Raw genomic sequence first — 14,948 nt, forward strand, 5'->3', positions numbered from 1 at the left:
GCCTTATTGGCCGGCCCGGAGGACGAAGCCGTAGCCGCGCACCGTGTGGATGAGCCGATGCCTGCCTTTGAGCTCCAGCTTCTTGCGGAGATAGCCGACGAACACGTCCACGACGTTCGTGTCCGCGGCGAAGTCGTACCCCCACACCCGCTCGAGCAGCTCGGTGCGGGAGAGCACCACGCCGGTGTTCTCGGCGAGTGCGGCGAGCAGCTCGAACTCTCGCTTGGTGAGCTCCACCGGCTCGTCGTCCACCGTCACCCGCCGACCGGGGATGTCGACGCTGAGGTAGTCCACGTGGATGACGCCGAACTCGACGGTCGGGGCGGGGCGGTTCGTCGTGGAGGGCCGGCGCAGCAGCGCTTTGACCCGCGCGACGAGCTCGCCGAGCACGAACGGTTTGGTGAGGTAGTCGTCGGCCCCGGCTTCGAGCCCTTCGATCCGGTCGCCGACCGAGCTGCGGGCGGAGAGGACGCAGATCGGGATGTCGTCGCCCATCGCGCGCAGCGCGGTCACCACGCTCACCCCGTCGAGGCCGGGCATGTTCATGTCCAGGATCAACGCGTCCGGGTGCTGCTGGTGCACCGCGGAGAGCGCGGCCGCTCCATTGTCGGCGGTGACCACGGAGAAGCCGGACAACCGCAGTCCCCGTTGCAACGAGGACAGCACGTCCGGGTCGTCGTCAACGACGAGCACGGTCGGGCTGCTTGTGGGAGTGTTCTCCATGAACGGCAATCCTACTCGGCGGGGAGGCCTAAAGCCGCTCGCCAGAGCGGGTACGCCTTCGACCCGTCCAGACTTTCTCGGATGATGTCGGCGTGGCCGGCGTGCCTGGCGTGCTCGTCGACGAGGTGCGCGAGGATCCAGCGCGGGGAGAGCGGGGATTGGAAAACTGAGAGCCACGGATGGGCGGGCATGGGCAGGGACTGCTCGTACGCCTGCGCGGGAATCGCCCGGAAATAGGCTTCGGTCAGCTGTCCGGCCAGCTGGAGTTCCGCAATGGCCCCGGCCAGGGTCTCGCCGTCGCGCAGCTGGAAGCTTTCCGCGAAAGCATCGGGGCCGGTTCCTGCGCGCTTCTGGCCGGGAGCCCAGAACAAGAACGCCAACGAGACCCAGTTGCGCTCACCGAACGCGGCGTGCTTGACCAGCCCGCCAAGGCTGAGGCTGCTCGCGGTCGGGGTGGCGCGGGCCTGTTCCTCGGTCAGACCGTGGCAGCTGGCGACGAGGGATTGGCGCTGCACGGCGAGGAGGTCGAGGAGGACCTCGCGGTCCGGCTGCGGGCGGGAAGGGGCTTCGGCCATGGGGCAACTGTAGTAGGAGCCTTGTCGGGGGGAATATGAACAACAAAGCTGTGTATATATCACGGATGATTCAGATCGTTCAGGGTTTTTCTCGGAGATATTAGTCAGTTATGCTGTCTAACCATGCCAGAGAAGGACAGCACGACGTCGGTTGCGAAGCCGGAGACCGCGCAACTGCAGGACGACCTGATGGCTTTCCAACGGCGGCTGCGCGCCAAACGGGCGGACCACATGCTCACGCCGACGCAGTTGCAAGCGCTCGGACACCTCATGCGCGAAGGTCCGATGTCGTTGACCTCCCTCGCCCATTTCGAGCAGGTCACCCCGCAGTCCATGGCGCGCATCGTCGCGGTTCTGCTCGAACAGGGGCTGGTGCGGCGCGACCCGGACCCGAACGACGCGCGGGCGGGCATCATCTCGCTGACCGAACTGGGCGAGAGCACGCTGAGCGAGGACCGGCTGCGCCGTTCGAGCTGGCTGCAAGAAGTGCTCGACCAGGAGTGCACGGAGCACGAGCGCGAATTGCTCTACCTCGCGGGGAAGCTCATCCGCCGTCTCGGAGCCACGACATGGCGGGAGGCCCGATGAGCGTGTCCGCCGCTCCCTCGGCGGAGCGCGCGGTCCCGCTGCGCTTGTCCGCTTCGCTCGGGATCGGCTCCATGTTGCAGCCGCTGAACTCCTCGATGATCGGCGTCGCGCTGGTCGGGATCGCCGTCCAGTTCGGCAACGCTTCGAGCGTCGCATGGGTGCTGTCTGCGTTCTACATCTCCTCCGCCGTGTCGTCGACCGTGGCGGGCGCGCTGGCCGAGATGTTCGGCCCGAAGCGGGTCTATCTCGTCGGCCTCGCGATCATCGCCCTGAGCGCGGTGGTCGGCGGCCTGGCCCCGAACCTTGGGGTCTTGCTTCTGGCCAGGGTGCTCCTCGCCGTCGGCACGGGCACGCAGTACCCGTCCGCGATGACCATCGTCCGACGGCACGCCGATCAGCACAACGCGAGGGCGAGTTCGGCCATCGTGGTCCTCTCGGTCTGTTCCCTCTCCGTGGTGGCGCTCGGCCCGACGGTCGGCGGCTTCTTGGTCGGCCTGTGGGGCTGGCAGTCGATCTTCTGGGTGAACGTGCCTGTGGCCGCGCTCGCGGCGATCCTTGTCTCGCGCGTGGTGGAAAAGGACGAGCGGGGCGAGCGCCTCGGGGTTCTCGCGCGGGTGCGGCGGCTCGACCTGCCGGGCATGGCGGCGTTCGCGTCGGCAGTGACGTCCGCGATGCTGTTCCTGCTGTCCTTGACGACGAGCCCGGATTGGTGGTGGTTCGGGGCGGCGGTCGCCTTCGCAGCGGCTTTCGTCGTGCTCGAGCGTTCGGCGGCGTATCCGTTCATCGAGCTGCGGGCGCTGGTCGGCAATCGGACGCTCGCGACCACGATGCTGCGCTCGCTGTGCACGTATATCGCCTTCTACCTCGTCTTCCTGGAAATCCCGCAATGGCTGCAGACGGCGAGGGCGCTTTCGCCGGAGCACGGCGGACTGGTCCAGCTGCCGATGGCGGTCGTCGGGGTGCTCGCGACGATGGCGGCGGGCCGCGTCTACGCGAGGTCGGGCGCGGTGGCCACATTGCTCACGGGGACGCTTTCCTTGCTCGTCGGCGGTTCCGCGTTGGTTTTCGCGGTGCGGCACGACTCGTCTTGGCCGCTGTTGGTCTCGGTGCTGATGCTGCTCGGCCTGCCGAACGGGTTCAACAATATCGCCAACCAGAACCTTATCGAGTCATCGGCAAAGCCGCATGAGCTCGGCGTCGCCCTCGGCTTCTACCGGACGGTGCAGGCATTCGGAGCCCTTGCCGCCGCTGCGGTGATCTTCTTCGCCCAGCACGGGGCGGTTTCGCCGGACACGGCGTTGCACCGGGTCGGCGCGACGGTGGCGGTCCTCGGCCTCGTGTTGACCTCGGAAGCGGCGCTGCGCCGCAAGGCGCTGTCGCTCAGCTGAGCGCGCGGGCCAAGAAGTCCCAGCCCAGTTGGTGGGCGAGCGCGGCTTCTTGCGGGGAGTAGCCGGGAAAAACCCCCGGTCCGATGGAGAAGGCGTGGTCCACGCCTCGGAACACCGCGACCGAGGACGGCGCGGCGCTGTGCGCCCTCGCCTGGTCCAGCAAGTCGAGGACTTCCGGGGGGTTGCCCTTGTCCAGAGAGCCGTAGATCCCGAGCCAGGGCGCTTGGAGCTTGCCGGCCGACGCGAGGCCGTGCTCCACGCCGGGCCAGCGCTCTTCCGCGAGGCCGCCGCCGTAGTACGTCACCGCGGCGTCCACCGGGAGGTTCGCGGCGGAGAACAAGGCCACCGTGCCGCCCATGCAGAATCCGGCGATGGCGACTTTCCGCGCGCCTTGCTGGCGCAGCAGCGCGATGGCGGCGGAGACGTCTTCGACGATGCTGTCGCCGGTCAGCCCGTTCATGTAGGGCCGGATCTCGTCGAAGTTCTCGGAGCTCTCGAAAACAGGAGAGCCAGCCCGGTGATACAGATGGGGCGCCGCTGTGAGGTAGCCGAGCTGGGCGGCTTCGGCTGCGAAGCCTCGGATTGCGGACCAGACGCCTAACGCGTCTTGGACCACGACAAGGCCGACGACTCCGGTGTCCTCGCTATGTCCGCCCGTGGTGGGGCGTAGAGGCTGATCGGTGTGGAACCGTAGATCAATTCTTGGGCTGTCGGTGTGCTCACGTCGCTTGTCTATCCGTCGTCTTCGTTTGATCGGGCGGGGGGTTATTTGATCGGGGCCGGGGCCAGAAGCGATTTGTTCGAAGCGGGCGCGGGGGTTGCGACCGGCTCCTCGCTCGGGGCCGTCGGAGCGGGGGCGGCCTGCTGGTTCGGCGCGGCGGGGGCGGTCTGGTTCGGGGACAAGCCGCCGAGCTTGGCGAGCGGGCCGAGGTCTTTCAGGCCGAGGTCAACGCCGCAGGTCTTCTGGTAGCTGCCGCCGAAACGTTGCAGCGAGTTGGCTGCGTGCGTCGAGAGGTCGGCCACTTTGCTGGAAACGTCCGAGGCGTTGGGCTTGGGCGCGGCGGGGTTGGTGAGCTGCTCGACGAAATCCGAGCCCTCGTCCAAGGTGTCCGCGACCGCGAGTGTGGAATCGTGCAGTTCGGGCTCGCTCACCTGGTCCGTCGCGTCTCGCAGCTTGCCGCTCTCCTCGCGCAGCGAGCGTAGGAGGTCTTGCGACTGGCCGTACAGCGAGATCAGGTTGCCGATGTCCAGCCCGCCCTTGGCCGCGTTGCCCGCGATGCCGGTGAGCCGGTCTTGCAGGCTCCTGAGGTCGTTGGCGGGCTCGGCGAGCGCGGCGCACGACGGGGAGGGCCCAGGTTTCGGCTGCGGATCGCTCGGCGCGGGGTCGGCGGCGGCCGCCGCCGACCCGGCGAAGGCTGTCGCGGCGGCCAGTAAGGCCGCGAGGCGGTGCGTGCGTCGCATCATAATGAGAGTCAAACCTCCGTGTTGGGACTGTGTCGTCCAGTATCTGAGACTCCGGTTTCGGCTTTCTCAGGCCCGTCCACTCTAAACACGCCAAACTGGCAATTCCCTGAAGAGCGTGGTGGATGCGGCGATTCCGTGACCGACTCGGGACAGAGCGAAGAGCTCTTTTCCGGGTTAAGATCGGTCTGTGGCCCTCACCTGTTCGGCGGTTTCGGCGCTCGACGAGCCGTTGGCTGGCACGGCGGGCTCGGGGAAACGCTGGCTCTGCCTGGAGCATCCTGGCCCGTGGGGCCGAGACATCGTCGAAGCGGAGGTCTTCGGCGAGCTGACCGGCGCGGTGGCGCGATGGGCGGAGCGCGCGCAGGCGCGCCTGCTCTGCCTCCGTAGGCCAGGGGCGAGCCACGCGCAGGCGGGCGGCCAGCGCGTTCTGGTCGCCGCGACGGAGCCGGATCTGCGCTCCAGCTGTGCCAGGGAGCTTGGTCTGCGAGATCTGCGCGAGTTATTGGAGCAAGACCCGGAGCAGATTTTCGCCTGGGACAGCGCCTTTTGGCGCGATCGGCAGGGCTGGAAAGCGACGCGGCCCGCGCTGGTGTGCGCGCACGGGCGGCGAGATGTGTGTTGCGCGGTGCGGGGAAGACCGGTCGCCGAAGCGCTCGCCGCCTCCGGGGAGGACGTGTGGGAGTGCTCGCACACGGGCGGGCACCGGTTCGCCCCTTCGCTGATTTTCCTGCCGGAGGGGTGCGTGTACGGCAGACTGGCCCCCGAGGAGGCGGTGGCCGTCGCTCGGACCATGGGCCAAGGGCTCGTCGGGCTGGACGGTTTTCGGGGGCGGACCTGCTGGACCGCGCGGGAACAAGTCGCGGAGATCGCGGTGCGGACCGAGTTCGGCGACCTCGTGGAGCGGCTGCGCGCGAACGAGCGAGAAGACGGCGACGTCGAAATCGAGGTCGGCCTGTCGGACGGCGACGAACGGACGTTCCTCGTGTCGATTCAGGCGGAGAAACTGCCGCCGCGACCGGCGAGCTGCGGCGCAGACTCGAAATCAGTCGTCGCGTTGCGGTGCGTGGGGATCAAAGAGAGCGCCAGAACGGCATGACCTCGATTACCGACGCTCAATTACCGACGGTCGGGCTCTGCCTCATACCACTGGTCATCATCGGACTCCTCGCCGCGCGACACCGCCAGCTCACGCTTGAGCTGGTCGAAGTCTGTGTTGGGCGAGTTGTACTTCAGCGACCTCGCCACCTTTGCCTGCTTCGCTTTGGCACGGCCACGGCCCACGGGGAACCCCCTCGCGCTGATGGGAAACCTTAGGGGGTTGGCTCCCATATACCTTCATACTTATTGTCTTACGCTACACATCATAGCGTGTTCTTGACGGGGGTGCGCACAATCCCCGTCGCGCTCACTGCGAGCTTTGACCGGCTGTGCTCGTCAAACGCCATTTCGCCACGGCGTCTCGGCCCGGCTTGTGCTCTTCCTCACGAAGGACGGAGTCTGGATCCAGTTGCGCCGCGCGGCCCGCGACGAGGAGCGGACGGTCCGGGTTGAGCCCGCGTTTGACCAATGCCAGCGCGACGCTCCCCAGCTCGTAGTGCGTGACCGCTGTGCCGAGCCTGCCGACGACGGAGCCCTGCTCGTCGGCGATGCTCTCGCCGGGGCGGAGATCCTGCGCGTCCTCGCCGTCGAAGTGCAGCAGGGCAAGCGAGCGAGGCGGGCGCCCGACGTTGGCGATTTTCGAGACGGTCTCCTGGCCCCGGTAGCAACCTTTGTTCAGATGCACGGCCTTCCACTCGGCCAGCTCCGCTCCGCGCGGGTTCACCCAGCCCACCTCGTGGGGGAGGGTCCGCTCGTCCGTGTCCAGGCCGAGGCGGGGCTCGAGCGCGGCGACGCGCAACGCCTCATCGGCCCAGGTGCCGACCGGACGGAAGCCGCGCGTCGAGGTCAGCGTGGCCCAGACCTCCTCGAAAGACTCCGAGGGGTGGACGGCCTCAAAGCGTTTGCCCTGCTCGAAGGTGGCGATGACCTTCCGATCCGGCGCGGCCTCCGGGACCACCTTGGCCCAGAAGACCATCTTGCGGAGGTAGTCCAAGAGCGGCGCGCCCTTGCCGGGCTCGGTGACCAGCCAGGTCGTGTCTTCCCCGGTCTCGAAGACGCGCATATGGTGCTCGACTTTGCCGTGGGCGTCGAGGATGAGGGCCTGGGTCTGCGAGGCGGCTGGAAGCTCGTCCACCTTCTGCGTGACGATTTTGTTGAGCCAATCCAGCCGCTCGGGCCCGGTCAGCCGGATCACATCGAGGTTCGAACGGTCCACTGCGGCGCGGCCCTCGGCCGCCGCGCGCTGCTCTCCGAGCGGGTCGCCGTAATGCCACGGCACATCCTGGTCCGGCCAGTGCTCGGGGGGCGGGGTGGCAGCGGGGGTGCTCATCGCTCCATGCTACTCGTCCGAAGGCGACGAGGCTCCGTCCTCGGGGCTGCTTTGCGGGTCGGTTTTGTCGCCGCTCGGCTGGTCGCCGATGGCTGCGTTGCACTGGGCGAAGAGAGCGTGCTGCGCCGAGTTGCGCTCGTCGACGTCCGTTTGGAACGAGTCGATGTCGCCCTGGACGATGGCGTCGGCGAAGGTGCGCTCGGCGGCGGTGTACCGGCGCGCGACGGCTTGGAACTCGGCGGGGGTGTCCTGGCCGTCGATGGCGTCGGCCTCGTCGCGCAGTTTATGGATGAGGTCGGCACGGGTCGCCCGGAACTGCGCCTGCGACGACTCGTCGGTCGGATCGCTGCGACCCAGCACGTCGGTGAAAGCGTTGGAGGCGTTGAGCACCGCCGAGGCGTGGGAGTCCGCGACGTCGCAGATAGCCGGGGCGTTCCCGATGGCGTGCGCGGAAGCAGGGAACAAGTTGGCGGCCAAGCCGACGGCGGAAACCGCCAGGAGAGCGGAAAGGGTTCGCATCAGGCCTCCTCAATGGGCATCGTGTGCAAGGCCACAGTCTAGTCGTCGGAGCCCGTCCGAGAGTCGCTGGGATTCTCCGTGTCGCATTGTGAGAAAAAGGCGATGCTTTTCTGATTGAGATCAGTGACGGCGGGTTTGAGTTCGTCGTAGCTTTTGTAGAGGATGGTGTCCGAGAGGTTCCGCTGTGCCTGGACCAGTTGGTCGGCGAGGTCTTGCCAATCGTCGGACAGCCCGGCGGGCTCGTCCGTCTCGATCGTGTCGGCGCTGTCGCGCAGCTGCTGCGCGGCGGCCTCGCGAAGGCCGTGGATGCCGGTCCGGGCGCGTTGGATCGTCGCGTCGCGGTCCGCCTCCGTTGTCTCGTCAACGCGTTCCACGGCTTCGTTCAAGGCGTTGATCATGCCTTCGACCACGCGCTTGGAGGCAGAGGCCTCTTCGAACGCGTCGCGGCAGAACTCGGCGGTGTCGGTTTGGGCGCGCGCAGGGGCGGCGCAGAGCCCGGCGATGACCGCCGCGAGGATGGGGGACAGCATCGCTTTCCGACGGGACGGACGGTTCACACAGACCTCGCTGACTTGATGGGGCCGGATCGGCAGGGCTTCTCCCACTAGGGTAATCGCTCCGGCTGTAGCCAGGACTAAGCTCTTCGACTATGCCCGCAGCGTTTCTCGTCACCCTCGACGGCCAGATCCACGACGCGGCGAGGCCGTTCTTCTACGTGGACGACCTGACGGTGCTGCGCGGCGACGGAGTGTTCGAGACAGCGCTGGTCAGGGGCGGGCGGGTGTTGAAATTCGACCGGCACCTCGCCAGGCTCGCGGACTCGGCCCGGCGGCTGGGCCTGCCCGAGGTGCAGGCGCGGCAGTGGGAAGCCGCGGCGGCGGTCGCCACCGCCGCATGGGGGGCGGACGAGGAGGGCGTGCTCCGGCTCGTGCTCACCCGTGGCAGGGAGAGCGTCGCGGTCGAGGAGCGGGAGCCAACGGCGTTGCTCTACCTCTCCCCCGTGCCCGAAGCCACGTTGCGCAGGCGGGAGGCGGGAGTCGGCGCGATCACGTTGGAGCGCGGCATCGCCGCAGACATCGGCGCGCGGGCTCCGTGGTTGCTCCTTGGCGCGAAGACGCTGTCGTACGCGATGAACATGGCCGCGTTGCGGCACGCCGCCGAGCGGGGCGCGCAGGACGTGATCTTCCTCGACACGACGGGGCGGGTGCTCGAAGGCCCCACGTCCACCGTCGTCGTCACTTCGGGCAGAACCTTGCGCACGCCGCCGCCGGACGACGGCATCCTGGACGGCACGACCATGCGCGCGCTGTACCGCCATGCCGCGGAGCGCGGTTACGACTGCCGGATCGAGCCGCTGGCCGGGGGCGACCTCCGAGCCTCGGACGGGGTGTGGCTGGTTTCGAGCGTCGCCTTGGCGACTCGGGTCCACACCCTGGATGGAGAACCGCTGCGTCGTCCGGAAGGCGCCCTGGACCTGAGGCCGCTGGTTGACGCGGCTTTGGCCTAGCCACCGCCCGAAAGCGACGTGGGGCCAGGCTCAGCCGATATAGCGTTGCAGGCGGGCGCTTCGCGCCGGGTAGAAATCGCCTTCGCCCGCGCTGCGCTCCTCCACATACGCGAGGTCGCCGCCTGCGCGGTCGGGGTCTGAGACGATGCCGTAGAGCCGTTTGGCGGCCCCGGAGATGCTGCCGGCGCTCGTGCGGACCACCACGTCGGTGCCGAGCTCCCAGGAGATCTGGTTGCGCGGCTTGCCGTAGTAGACCTCGATGGCCCCGCCGGCGTGCGTGAGGATGAGTTCGACCTCGTCGTTCGCGTCGATGCGCCAGAAGCCGGATTCGCGGGCGTCCGGCCCGGCGTAGTTCCCGTCTTGGTCGATCCGCCAGGAGCGCGATTCCCAGATCAGGTAGTCGCCGCCGTCGTGGGCCACCACGATCTGCTGCCCGAAGCGGTAGTCCCCTTTTCCGGGCTCATGCGCCTCGCCTTCCCCGCGCCACACGCCGACCAGCGGCAACAGGCCGAGAAGCGCGGGGGAGAGGTCAGGGCCGAACCGTAGATTCGCCGTGTCCTCGGGCAACGGCAGATCCGGCAGACCGGTGAGGTTCTGCGGGGAGGTCTCGCTCACTTCGGGTCGGTGAACAGCGACTTCGCCAGCAACGCGCCGAACCAGACGATGACGACGCCCACGAGCACCAGGAGGGCTTCGAAAAAGTGCACGACCATGCCTCTAGCCTATCAGGCGGAGACGGTGAGGTCGTTCTCGTGGATCCCCGCTGTCGCGGGCCTCACTTCGAGCGTCGCGGTCCCGTTGCGCGAGATCGCGCGCAACGTCCATATGCCCGGAGCGGCGAAGAAGCGGTAATCGCCGGTCGCGGAGGTGACGACCTCGGCGGTGAACTCGTCGGTCGCGTCCAGGAGCCGGACGAAGGCTCCCGCGACCGGCGAGCCGTCGGAGCCGAGCACCCGGCCGCTGAGCACGGTCTCTTTCTCCAGGTTGACGCTTGCTGGCAGGGTTTGGCCCTGGCGGGGCGCTGCGCACATAATTCTTTCCTTCAAATCATCGAGCGGAGGTTCCGCAGCGGCGTATGAGAGCGGCCGACAACGCAGGAGGCCGCCATCAGGGCCTTAGGACGACCCCAAGGCGATGGGGACGCCCACCAAGGCCCCGTACTCGGTCCAGCTGCCGTCGTAGTTCTTCACCTGGCTCTGGCCGAGAAGTTCCTTGAGCACGAACCAGGTGTGCGAGGAGCGCTCGCCGATCCGGCAGTACGCGATGGTCTCTTTGCCGAGGTCCAGACCGGCGTTCTCATACAGGACGCGCAGCTCCTCGTCGGATTTGAACGTGCCGTCCTCGTTCGCGGCCCTGCTCCACGGCACGTTGATCGCGCCGGGGATGTGGCCGGGGCGCTGGCTCTGCTCCTGCGGCAGATGCGCGGGGGCGAGGATCTTGCCGGAGAACTCGTCCGGGGAGCGCACGTCCACGAGGTTCGCCGTGCCGATGGCCGAGATCACCTCGTCGCGGAAGGCGCGGATCGAGAGGTCCGGCTCGTCGGCCTGGTAGCTGGTCGCGGGGCGGGGGGAGACCCTCGCGATGAGGGGGCGGGCTTCGAGCTCCCACTTTTTCCGTCCGCCGTCCAAGAGCCGCACGTCCGGATGCCCGTACAGCTTGAAGTACCAGTACGCGTAGGCCGCGAACCAGTTGTTGTTCCCGCCGTAGAGGACCACGGTGTCGTCCCGGCCGATCCCCTTGGACGAGAGCAGCTCCTCGAAGCCCTCTTTCGAGACGAAGTCGCGTCGCACGGGGTCTTGCAGCTCGGTGCGCCAATCCAGGCGCACCGCTCCGGGCAGATGGCCGAACTCGTAGGCCGCGGTGTCTTCGTCGACCTCGACGAAAACGATCTTCGGATCTTCCAAATGCTGCTCGGCCCAATCGGCGGTGACGAGCACGTTGTCGCGAGACATGGCTTCCTTTCCTCGAAGTCAGTCGTGTTCAGGTGGGGGCTAGTGGGAGGGCTGCGGGTTGGGGGCTGAGTTTTTCGCCCCGCCCAGGCGCAGGACCAAGGGGTACAGCTCGCAGCCGAGGCACAGCCCGAACGCCGCGTTGAGGAAGGCCGCGACCAGGGCGAACGCGGTGGCGACGACGCCGACCACCGTCGCGCCGGAGGACGGCAGCGCGAGGCCGAGCGCGAACCCCGCGACGCCGACGGCTCCGAAGAGGAAGCCGACGAGCTGGGCGAAGCGCAGCGGGGCGACCGGCTCGCGCTCCCGCGTCGGCCCGAGCTTGGGCGCGACGAGACGAGCGAAGAGCTTGCCGTACGGGCCGCGCTTGGGCCCGAGCGCGGCGGTGGTCGCGAAGACGATGGTCTGCGCGGCGAGCACGGCCAAGGCGGCGGGCTGGTTCACGCTGGACAAGACGAGCACCAATGCGATGACGACGGTGGTGATCGTCGCCGCGAACCGGGGGCCGCGAACGTCGACCTGGTCTGCCGAAGGAGAGGTCATGGAGAAATTCCTTTAAGGAGGTTTGCGGATCTCAGCGAGTCGGGGCGGTGGAGCGCGGAGGGGCGCTCGTCAGCTCAACGGACACAGCTGCGAGCTGCACCGGCCCTGGTCGAGGGCGCGACGACTCGTGAGGCACAAACCCATGGCTCCAGCATACGCATGTCCGCTGCGTCCGCGCCGCAGCGAAGCTGCCTCACACCTGCGCGGAGTCCAGCAGCTCGCGCAGCTTGTCCGCTTTCGGCACGCCCGCGATACGGGCCAGCAGCGCGCCGTCGCCGTCGTAGACCAAGGTCGTCGGCAACGAGAGCACGCCGAGCTTGCGCGCGAGGGCTTGGTTCTCGTCGAGGTCGAGTTCCACGTCGCGGCCCGAGCCTTGGCTCACGACGGATTCGATCACGGTGCGCGCAGCCTTGCACGGCGCGCACCAGGTCGCGGAGAAATGCAGCACCACAGGCTCGCCCGCGCCGACGCCGTGGTCCGCCAGCTCGCCGAGGTTCAGGGCTTGGACTGCGGGGGCGGCGGGCTTGGCCAGCCGGACCTTGCCCTGCCGGGAGCGCCACAGCGCTCCGACCGCCACGGCCACGACCAGCGCGACGGCCAAAACCACGAGAGGCAAGGCGCTGTTCATGCGAAGTAGAACCGTTGCGGCGTCACGTCCATTCCCTTCGTCTGTCCTTCGATCACGATCTTAGAGCCGACGACGCTGACCTGCTGGGGCGCGATGTCGAACGGCAGCGGCAGATTCGGCAGGGTGACGTTGAAGAGATTGAGCACGTCCGACTCCGAGCCGGGCGGGGTGAGCACGGCGTCGGGGGCCTCGAAGCCGGTGTAGGGGCTCACCGGCACGATCCGCACCGCCTGGCCTTCGAGCCAGACCGCCGCGCGGACGGCGACGCGGCTGGCGAAGCCGTCGCCGAGGTGGACTGTCCCGGTGAGCACCACGCCGTAGGTGGCGAGGGTGCGCCGCAGGAGCGGGAAGCTGTAGGGCATCTCCTGCGCGTGGGCGGTCGAGGAGGAGATCCGCAGATCGGGGATGCCGAGGTAGCGGCCGAGGTTCCGGGCGTCGAGCTGCGTCCGGGCACGCGCGGAGTCGACGTGGAGCCGGTCGGCCCCAAGGATGGCCACGCCGCCCCTCGCGGCGGAGACTTGGTTGAGCGTGGCCTCCATGTTCGCGTACTTGCCCTCGCCGAGAGGCACGTCGGTCGCCTGGATAGTGATCTGCTCGTACCGTCCGCGCTCGCTATGCCAGAGGAAGGGGAATCCGTTGATGGTCACGGACGGGTCGCCCTTCAAGCCGCTGGCTCCGCGAACCGCACGAGAGAAGCGGTATTCGGAGTGGGCGGCGAGCAAAAAGTCGGCGAGCACGATCATCCCGCACAGGAGCGCGAAGCCGACAAGGGCCTTTTTCCACATCGTATTATTGTGCATCGCGCGCATTTCCGGAGCCGCACGATACAGTATGAGAGCCGCGTCTGTCGGAGATTCTGTGACAGACGGCCGAAAAGTTGACGACCGAGCATGCACAACGGAGGCGTGATGGACCTACTGTTCATGAGCGCCGACCCTCGCCCAGAGGTCGCCCTGCCAGCGTTGGGCTTGCTCGCCCACGCGGTGCGGACGCTCCCGCCGGACTTCGCCTCCCTGATCGACGGGGGCCCGGTGGACGTGATCATTGTTGACGCGCGGACGGATCTGGGGTCGGCGCGAGGCTTGTGCCGGGTTCTCGCCGGGGCGGGGAGCACCCCTGCGATCGCCGCGCTGTTCCAGGAGGGCGGTTTGGTCGCGCTCTCCCCGGACTGGGGCCTCGACGACTTCTTCCTGCCGGGCATCGGCCCGGCCGAGCTCGACGCCAGGCTGCGCCTTTTGCGCGGACGGGCGGCGGTCAGCGCCGGCTCGGACAAGGTGACCTTGGGCGAATTGGTCATCGACGAAGGCACCTACACGGCCCGCTTGCGCGGGAAATCCCTCGACCTCACGTACAAAGAGTTCGAACTGCTGAAATACCTCGCCCAGCACGCGGGGCGGGTGTTCACCCGCGCGCAGCTGTTGCAAGAGGTCTGGGGCTATGACTTCTTCGGCGGCACCCGGACAGTGGACGTGCACGTCCGGCGATTGCGGGCGAAGCTCGGCCCCGAGCACGAGGCGCTCATCGGAACGGTGCGCAACGTCGGTTACAAGGCGGTGCGGCCGGTCAACCGGAACGGGAAAGACCGTCGCAGGGGCGAGGAAAACGGGGACGAGGGCTCGGAAGACGAAGGCTCGGTCGCAGAGCAAGCTGCGAACTGACCGAGACGGGCCGACGCGACTATGGACGCTTTCATTCGAGAAGAGCTGCCGAACGGGACGCGGCGGATCGTCGCGCCGGGCGAGCAGGGCGCTGAGGCGGGAGCGGCCGTCATCGAGCCAGGCAGACCGGGCCAGCCCGCGATGGTCGAGGTGACCGTCCAACCGGGGCACCGTTCCTGCGGCCTCGGCTCCAGGCTGGTGCGCGCCGCCCTTGACGAGGCTGGGCCGGGAGCCTACCTGTGGGACCACGAGAACAGCCCGGCCTCGCAAGCGATCGTCCGCCGATTCGGGCTTGTGCCAGTCCGCACCCTGTTGCAGATGCGGCGTTGGCTCACGCACCCGCCATTGCCGGAGGCGCGGCGAGCGGATGGCGTGTCGATCCGGACGTATCAAGGACCGCAGGACGACGAGCAATTGCTGAGGGTGAACAACGCGGCGTTCGATTGGCACCCGGAGCAGGGGGGCTGGAGTCTGGCGAAGCTGCGGGAACGGCTGGCCCAGCCGTGGGTGGACCCGGCGGGGATCTTCTTCGCCGTGGACGCGGAAGACCGTGTGCTTGGTTTCCATTGGACCAAGATCCACCCGGAGACGCCGACCGAGCCGAGGATGGGCGAGGTCTACGTCCTCGGGGTGGATCCGGCCATCCATGGCAAGGGCCTGGGCAAGGCGCTCACGCTGATCGGACTGCGGTATTTGCAGGAACAGGCGCTCGGCCAGGTGAAGCTCTACGTCGAGCAGACGAACGCGGCCGCCATCGCGACATACCGGGGCCTCGGTTTCAGCGTCCACGCCCAAGACATCGCCTACGTCCGGGCGTAAGTGATATCGCGCGGGCTGGCCAGTAGGTGGTGCAGTCGGGGGCTGCGGTATTTCCCACGAGTTCTGCGAGTGGGATGGGGAAGCGGTCTCGCCGTTTGTCGCGGGCGGACGCGCGGGGGTGAGGTCGGGGGCGTCCGGGCACGCGCGGTGCTTGGTGCG

20 protein-coding genes are annotated in these 14,948 nt (G+C 68.0%); 6 read left to right on the top strand and 14 right to left on the bottom strand.

What is annotated here, in order from left to right; genetic code table 11:
* Positions 1–3 precede the first annotated feature (3 nt).
* Both HMPREF9336_RS00470 and HMPREF9336_RS00475 read right to left on the bottom strand, forming a co-directional pair.
* Entirely contained in the window at positions 4–723 is a 720-nt protein-coding gene (locus tag HMPREF9336_RS00470) for a response regulator transcription factor (RefSeq protein WP_007472382.1), read from the bottom strand.
* A gap of 11 nt (positions 724–734) precedes the next feature.
* Positions 735–1,298: a DinB family protein gene (locus tag HMPREF9336_RS00475; RefSeq protein ID WP_007472379.1), complete on the bottom strand. Its 564-nt coding sequence runs from the start codon at positions 1,296–1,298 to the stop codon at positions 735–737.
* Between the two features lie 123 nt (positions 1,299–1,421).
* Here HMPREF9336_RS00475 and HMPREF9336_RS00480 point away from each other — a divergent pair, with 123 nt between their 5' ends.
* Both HMPREF9336_RS00480 and HMPREF9336_RS00485 read left to right on the top strand, forming a co-directional pair.
* The gene (locus HMPREF9336_RS00480; protein ID WP_007472377.1) at positions 1,422–1,886 is read left to right on the top strand and encodes a MarR family winged helix-turn-helix transcriptional regulator; all 465 of its coding nucleotides are present in this window, start codon (positions 1,422–1,424) and stop codon (positions 1,884–1,886) included.
* Positions 1,868–3,274 (top strand): MFS transporter, encoded by a 1,407-nt coding sequence (locus tag HMPREF9336_RS00485; RefSeq protein WP_007472375.1) that lies wholly within the window; start codon positions 1,868–1,870, stop codon positions 3,272–3,274. The genes HMPREF9336_RS00480 and HMPREF9336_RS00485 overlap by 19 nt, the downstream gene beginning before the upstream one ends.
* Here HMPREF9336_RS00485 and HMPREF9336_RS00490 read toward each other — a convergent pair.
* Both HMPREF9336_RS00490 and HMPREF9336_RS00495 read right to left on the bottom strand, forming a co-directional pair.
* Positions 3,267–4,070: a dienelactone hydrolase family protein gene (locus HMPREF9336_RS00490; RefSeq protein ID WP_084206589.1), complete on the bottom strand. Its 804-nt coding sequence runs from the start codon at positions 4,068–4,070 to the stop codon at positions 3,267–3,269. The two genes, HMPREF9336_RS00485 and HMPREF9336_RS00490, sit on opposite strands and share 8 nt — an antisense overlap.
* Entirely contained in the window at positions 4,040–4,738 is a 699-nt protein-coding gene (locus HMPREF9336_RS00495; protein WP_007472372.1) for a hypothetical protein, read from the bottom strand. The genes HMPREF9336_RS00490 and HMPREF9336_RS00495 overlap by 31 nt, the downstream gene beginning before the upstream one ends.
* 187 nt (positions 4,739–4,925) lie before the next feature.
* Between HMPREF9336_RS00495 and HMPREF9336_RS00500 the strand changes: the two genes are divergently transcribed.
* Positions 4,926–5,834 carry a sucrase ferredoxin gene (locus HMPREF9336_RS00500; protein ID WP_007472370.1) on the top strand — a complete coding sequence of 303 codons (909 nt, stop codon included), beginning with the start codon at positions 4,926–4,928 and terminating at the stop codon, positions 5,832–5,834.
* Positions 5,835–5,854: 20 nt separating this feature from the next.
* On the opposite strand, the gene HMPREF9336_RS00505 is transcribed toward HMPREF9336_RS00500, so the two are convergent.
* The 4 genes from HMPREF9336_RS00505 to HMPREF9336_RS00520 all read right to left on the bottom strand — a co-directional run bounded on the left by HMPREF9336_RS00505 (position 5,855) and on the right by HMPREF9336_RS00520 (position 8,242).
* Positions 5,855–6,067 (bottom strand): DUF3073 domain-containing protein, encoded by a 213-nt coding sequence (locus tag HMPREF9336_RS00505; RefSeq protein ID WP_007472368.1) that lies wholly within the window; start codon positions 6,065–6,067, stop codon positions 5,855–5,857.
* 76 nt (positions 6,068–6,143) lie between these two features.
* Positions 6,144–7,166, bottom strand: coding sequence for a CAF17-like 4Fe-4S cluster assembly/insertion protein YgfZ (gene ygfZ, locus HMPREF9336_RS00510; protein WP_021029854.1), 1,023 nt, complete (start codon positions 7,164–7,166; stop codon positions 6,144–6,146).
* A gap of 9 nt (positions 7,167–7,175) precedes the next feature.
* Positions 7,176–7,685, bottom strand: coding sequence for a hypothetical protein (locus tag HMPREF9336_RS00515; protein WP_007472365.1), 510 nt, complete (start codon positions 7,683–7,685; stop codon positions 7,176–7,178).
* 38 nt (positions 7,686–7,723) lie between these two features.
* On the bottom strand, positions 7,724–8,242 hold the full coding sequence (locus HMPREF9336_RS00520) for a hypothetical protein (protein WP_156920248.1): 519 nt from the start codon (positions 8,240–8,242) through the stop codon (positions 7,724–7,726).
* A gap of 92 nt (positions 8,243–8,334) precedes the next feature.
* Between HMPREF9336_RS00520 and HMPREF9336_RS00525 the strand changes: the two genes are divergently transcribed.
* The gene (locus tag HMPREF9336_RS00525) at positions 8,335–9,192 is read left to right on the top strand and encodes an aminodeoxychorismate lyase (RefSeq protein ID WP_007472360.1); all 858 of its coding nucleotides are present in this window, start codon (positions 8,335–8,337) and stop codon (positions 9,190–9,192) included.
* Positions 9,193–9,222: 30 nt separating this feature from the next.
* On the opposite strand, the gene HMPREF9336_RS00530 is transcribed toward HMPREF9336_RS00525, so the two are convergent.
* From HMPREF9336_RS00530 to HMPREF9336_RS00555, 6 genes are all read right to left on the bottom strand, one after another.
* On the bottom strand, positions 9,223–9,807 hold the full coding sequence (locus HMPREF9336_RS00530; RefSeq protein WP_007472359.1) for a heme-binding beta-barrel domain-containing protein: 585 nt from the start codon (positions 9,805–9,807) through the stop codon (positions 9,223–9,225).
* Positions 9,808–9,917: 110 nt separating this feature from the next.
* Positions 9,918–10,223 (bottom strand): DUF1416 domain-containing protein, encoded by a 306-nt coding sequence (locus HMPREF9336_RS00535; RefSeq protein WP_007472357.1) that lies wholly within the window; start codon positions 10,221–10,223, stop codon positions 9,918–9,920.
* Between the two features lie 84 nt (positions 10,224–10,307).
* Positions 10,308–11,144 (bottom strand): sulfurtransferase, encoded by an 837-nt coding sequence (locus tag HMPREF9336_RS00540; RefSeq protein WP_007472354.1) that lies wholly within the window; start codon positions 11,142–11,144, stop codon positions 10,308–10,310.
* Positions 11,145–11,183: 39 nt separating this feature from the next.
* Entirely contained in the window at positions 11,184–11,684 is a 501-nt protein-coding gene (locus HMPREF9336_RS00545) for a DUF4395 domain-containing protein (RefSeq protein WP_007472352.1), read from the bottom strand.
* A 193-nt stretch (positions 11,685–11,877) separates the two neighbouring features.
* Complete coding sequence (locus tag HMPREF9336_RS00550; protein ID WP_007472350.1) at positions 11,878–12,312, bottom strand: thioredoxin family protein; 435 nt, start codon at positions 12,310–12,312, stop codon at positions 11,878–11,880.
* Complete coding sequence (locus tag HMPREF9336_RS00555) at positions 12,309–13,097, bottom strand: LmeA family phospholipid-binding protein (RefSeq protein WP_007472349.1); 789 nt, start codon at positions 13,095–13,097, stop codon at positions 12,309–12,311. Before HMPREF9336_RS00555 ends, HMPREF9336_RS00550 begins: the two co-directional genes overlap by 4 nt.
* 123 nt (positions 13,098–13,220) lie before the next feature.
* Between HMPREF9336_RS00555 and HMPREF9336_RS00560 the strand changes: the two genes are divergently transcribed.
* Positions 13,221–13,970 carry a winged helix-turn-helix transcriptional regulator gene (locus HMPREF9336_RS00560; RefSeq protein WP_007472347.1) on the top strand — a complete coding sequence of 250 codons (750 nt, stop codon included), beginning with the start codon at positions 13,221–13,223 and terminating at the stop codon, positions 13,968–13,970.
* A 21-nt stretch (positions 13,971–13,991) separates the two neighbouring features.
* Positions 13,992–14,789 (top strand): mycothiol synthase, encoded by a 798-nt coding sequence (gene mshD / locus HMPREF9336_RS00565; RefSeq protein ID WP_007472345.1) that lies wholly within the window; start codon positions 13,992–13,994, stop codon positions 14,787–14,789.
* Positions 14,790–14,948: the final 159 nt, after the last annotated feature.

Source organism: Segniliparus rugosus ATCC BAA-974 (genome assembly GCF_000185725.2).
Taxonomy (GTDB): Bacteria; Actinomycetota; Actinomycetes; order Mycobacteriales; family Mycobacteriaceae; genus Segniliparus; species Segniliparus rugosus.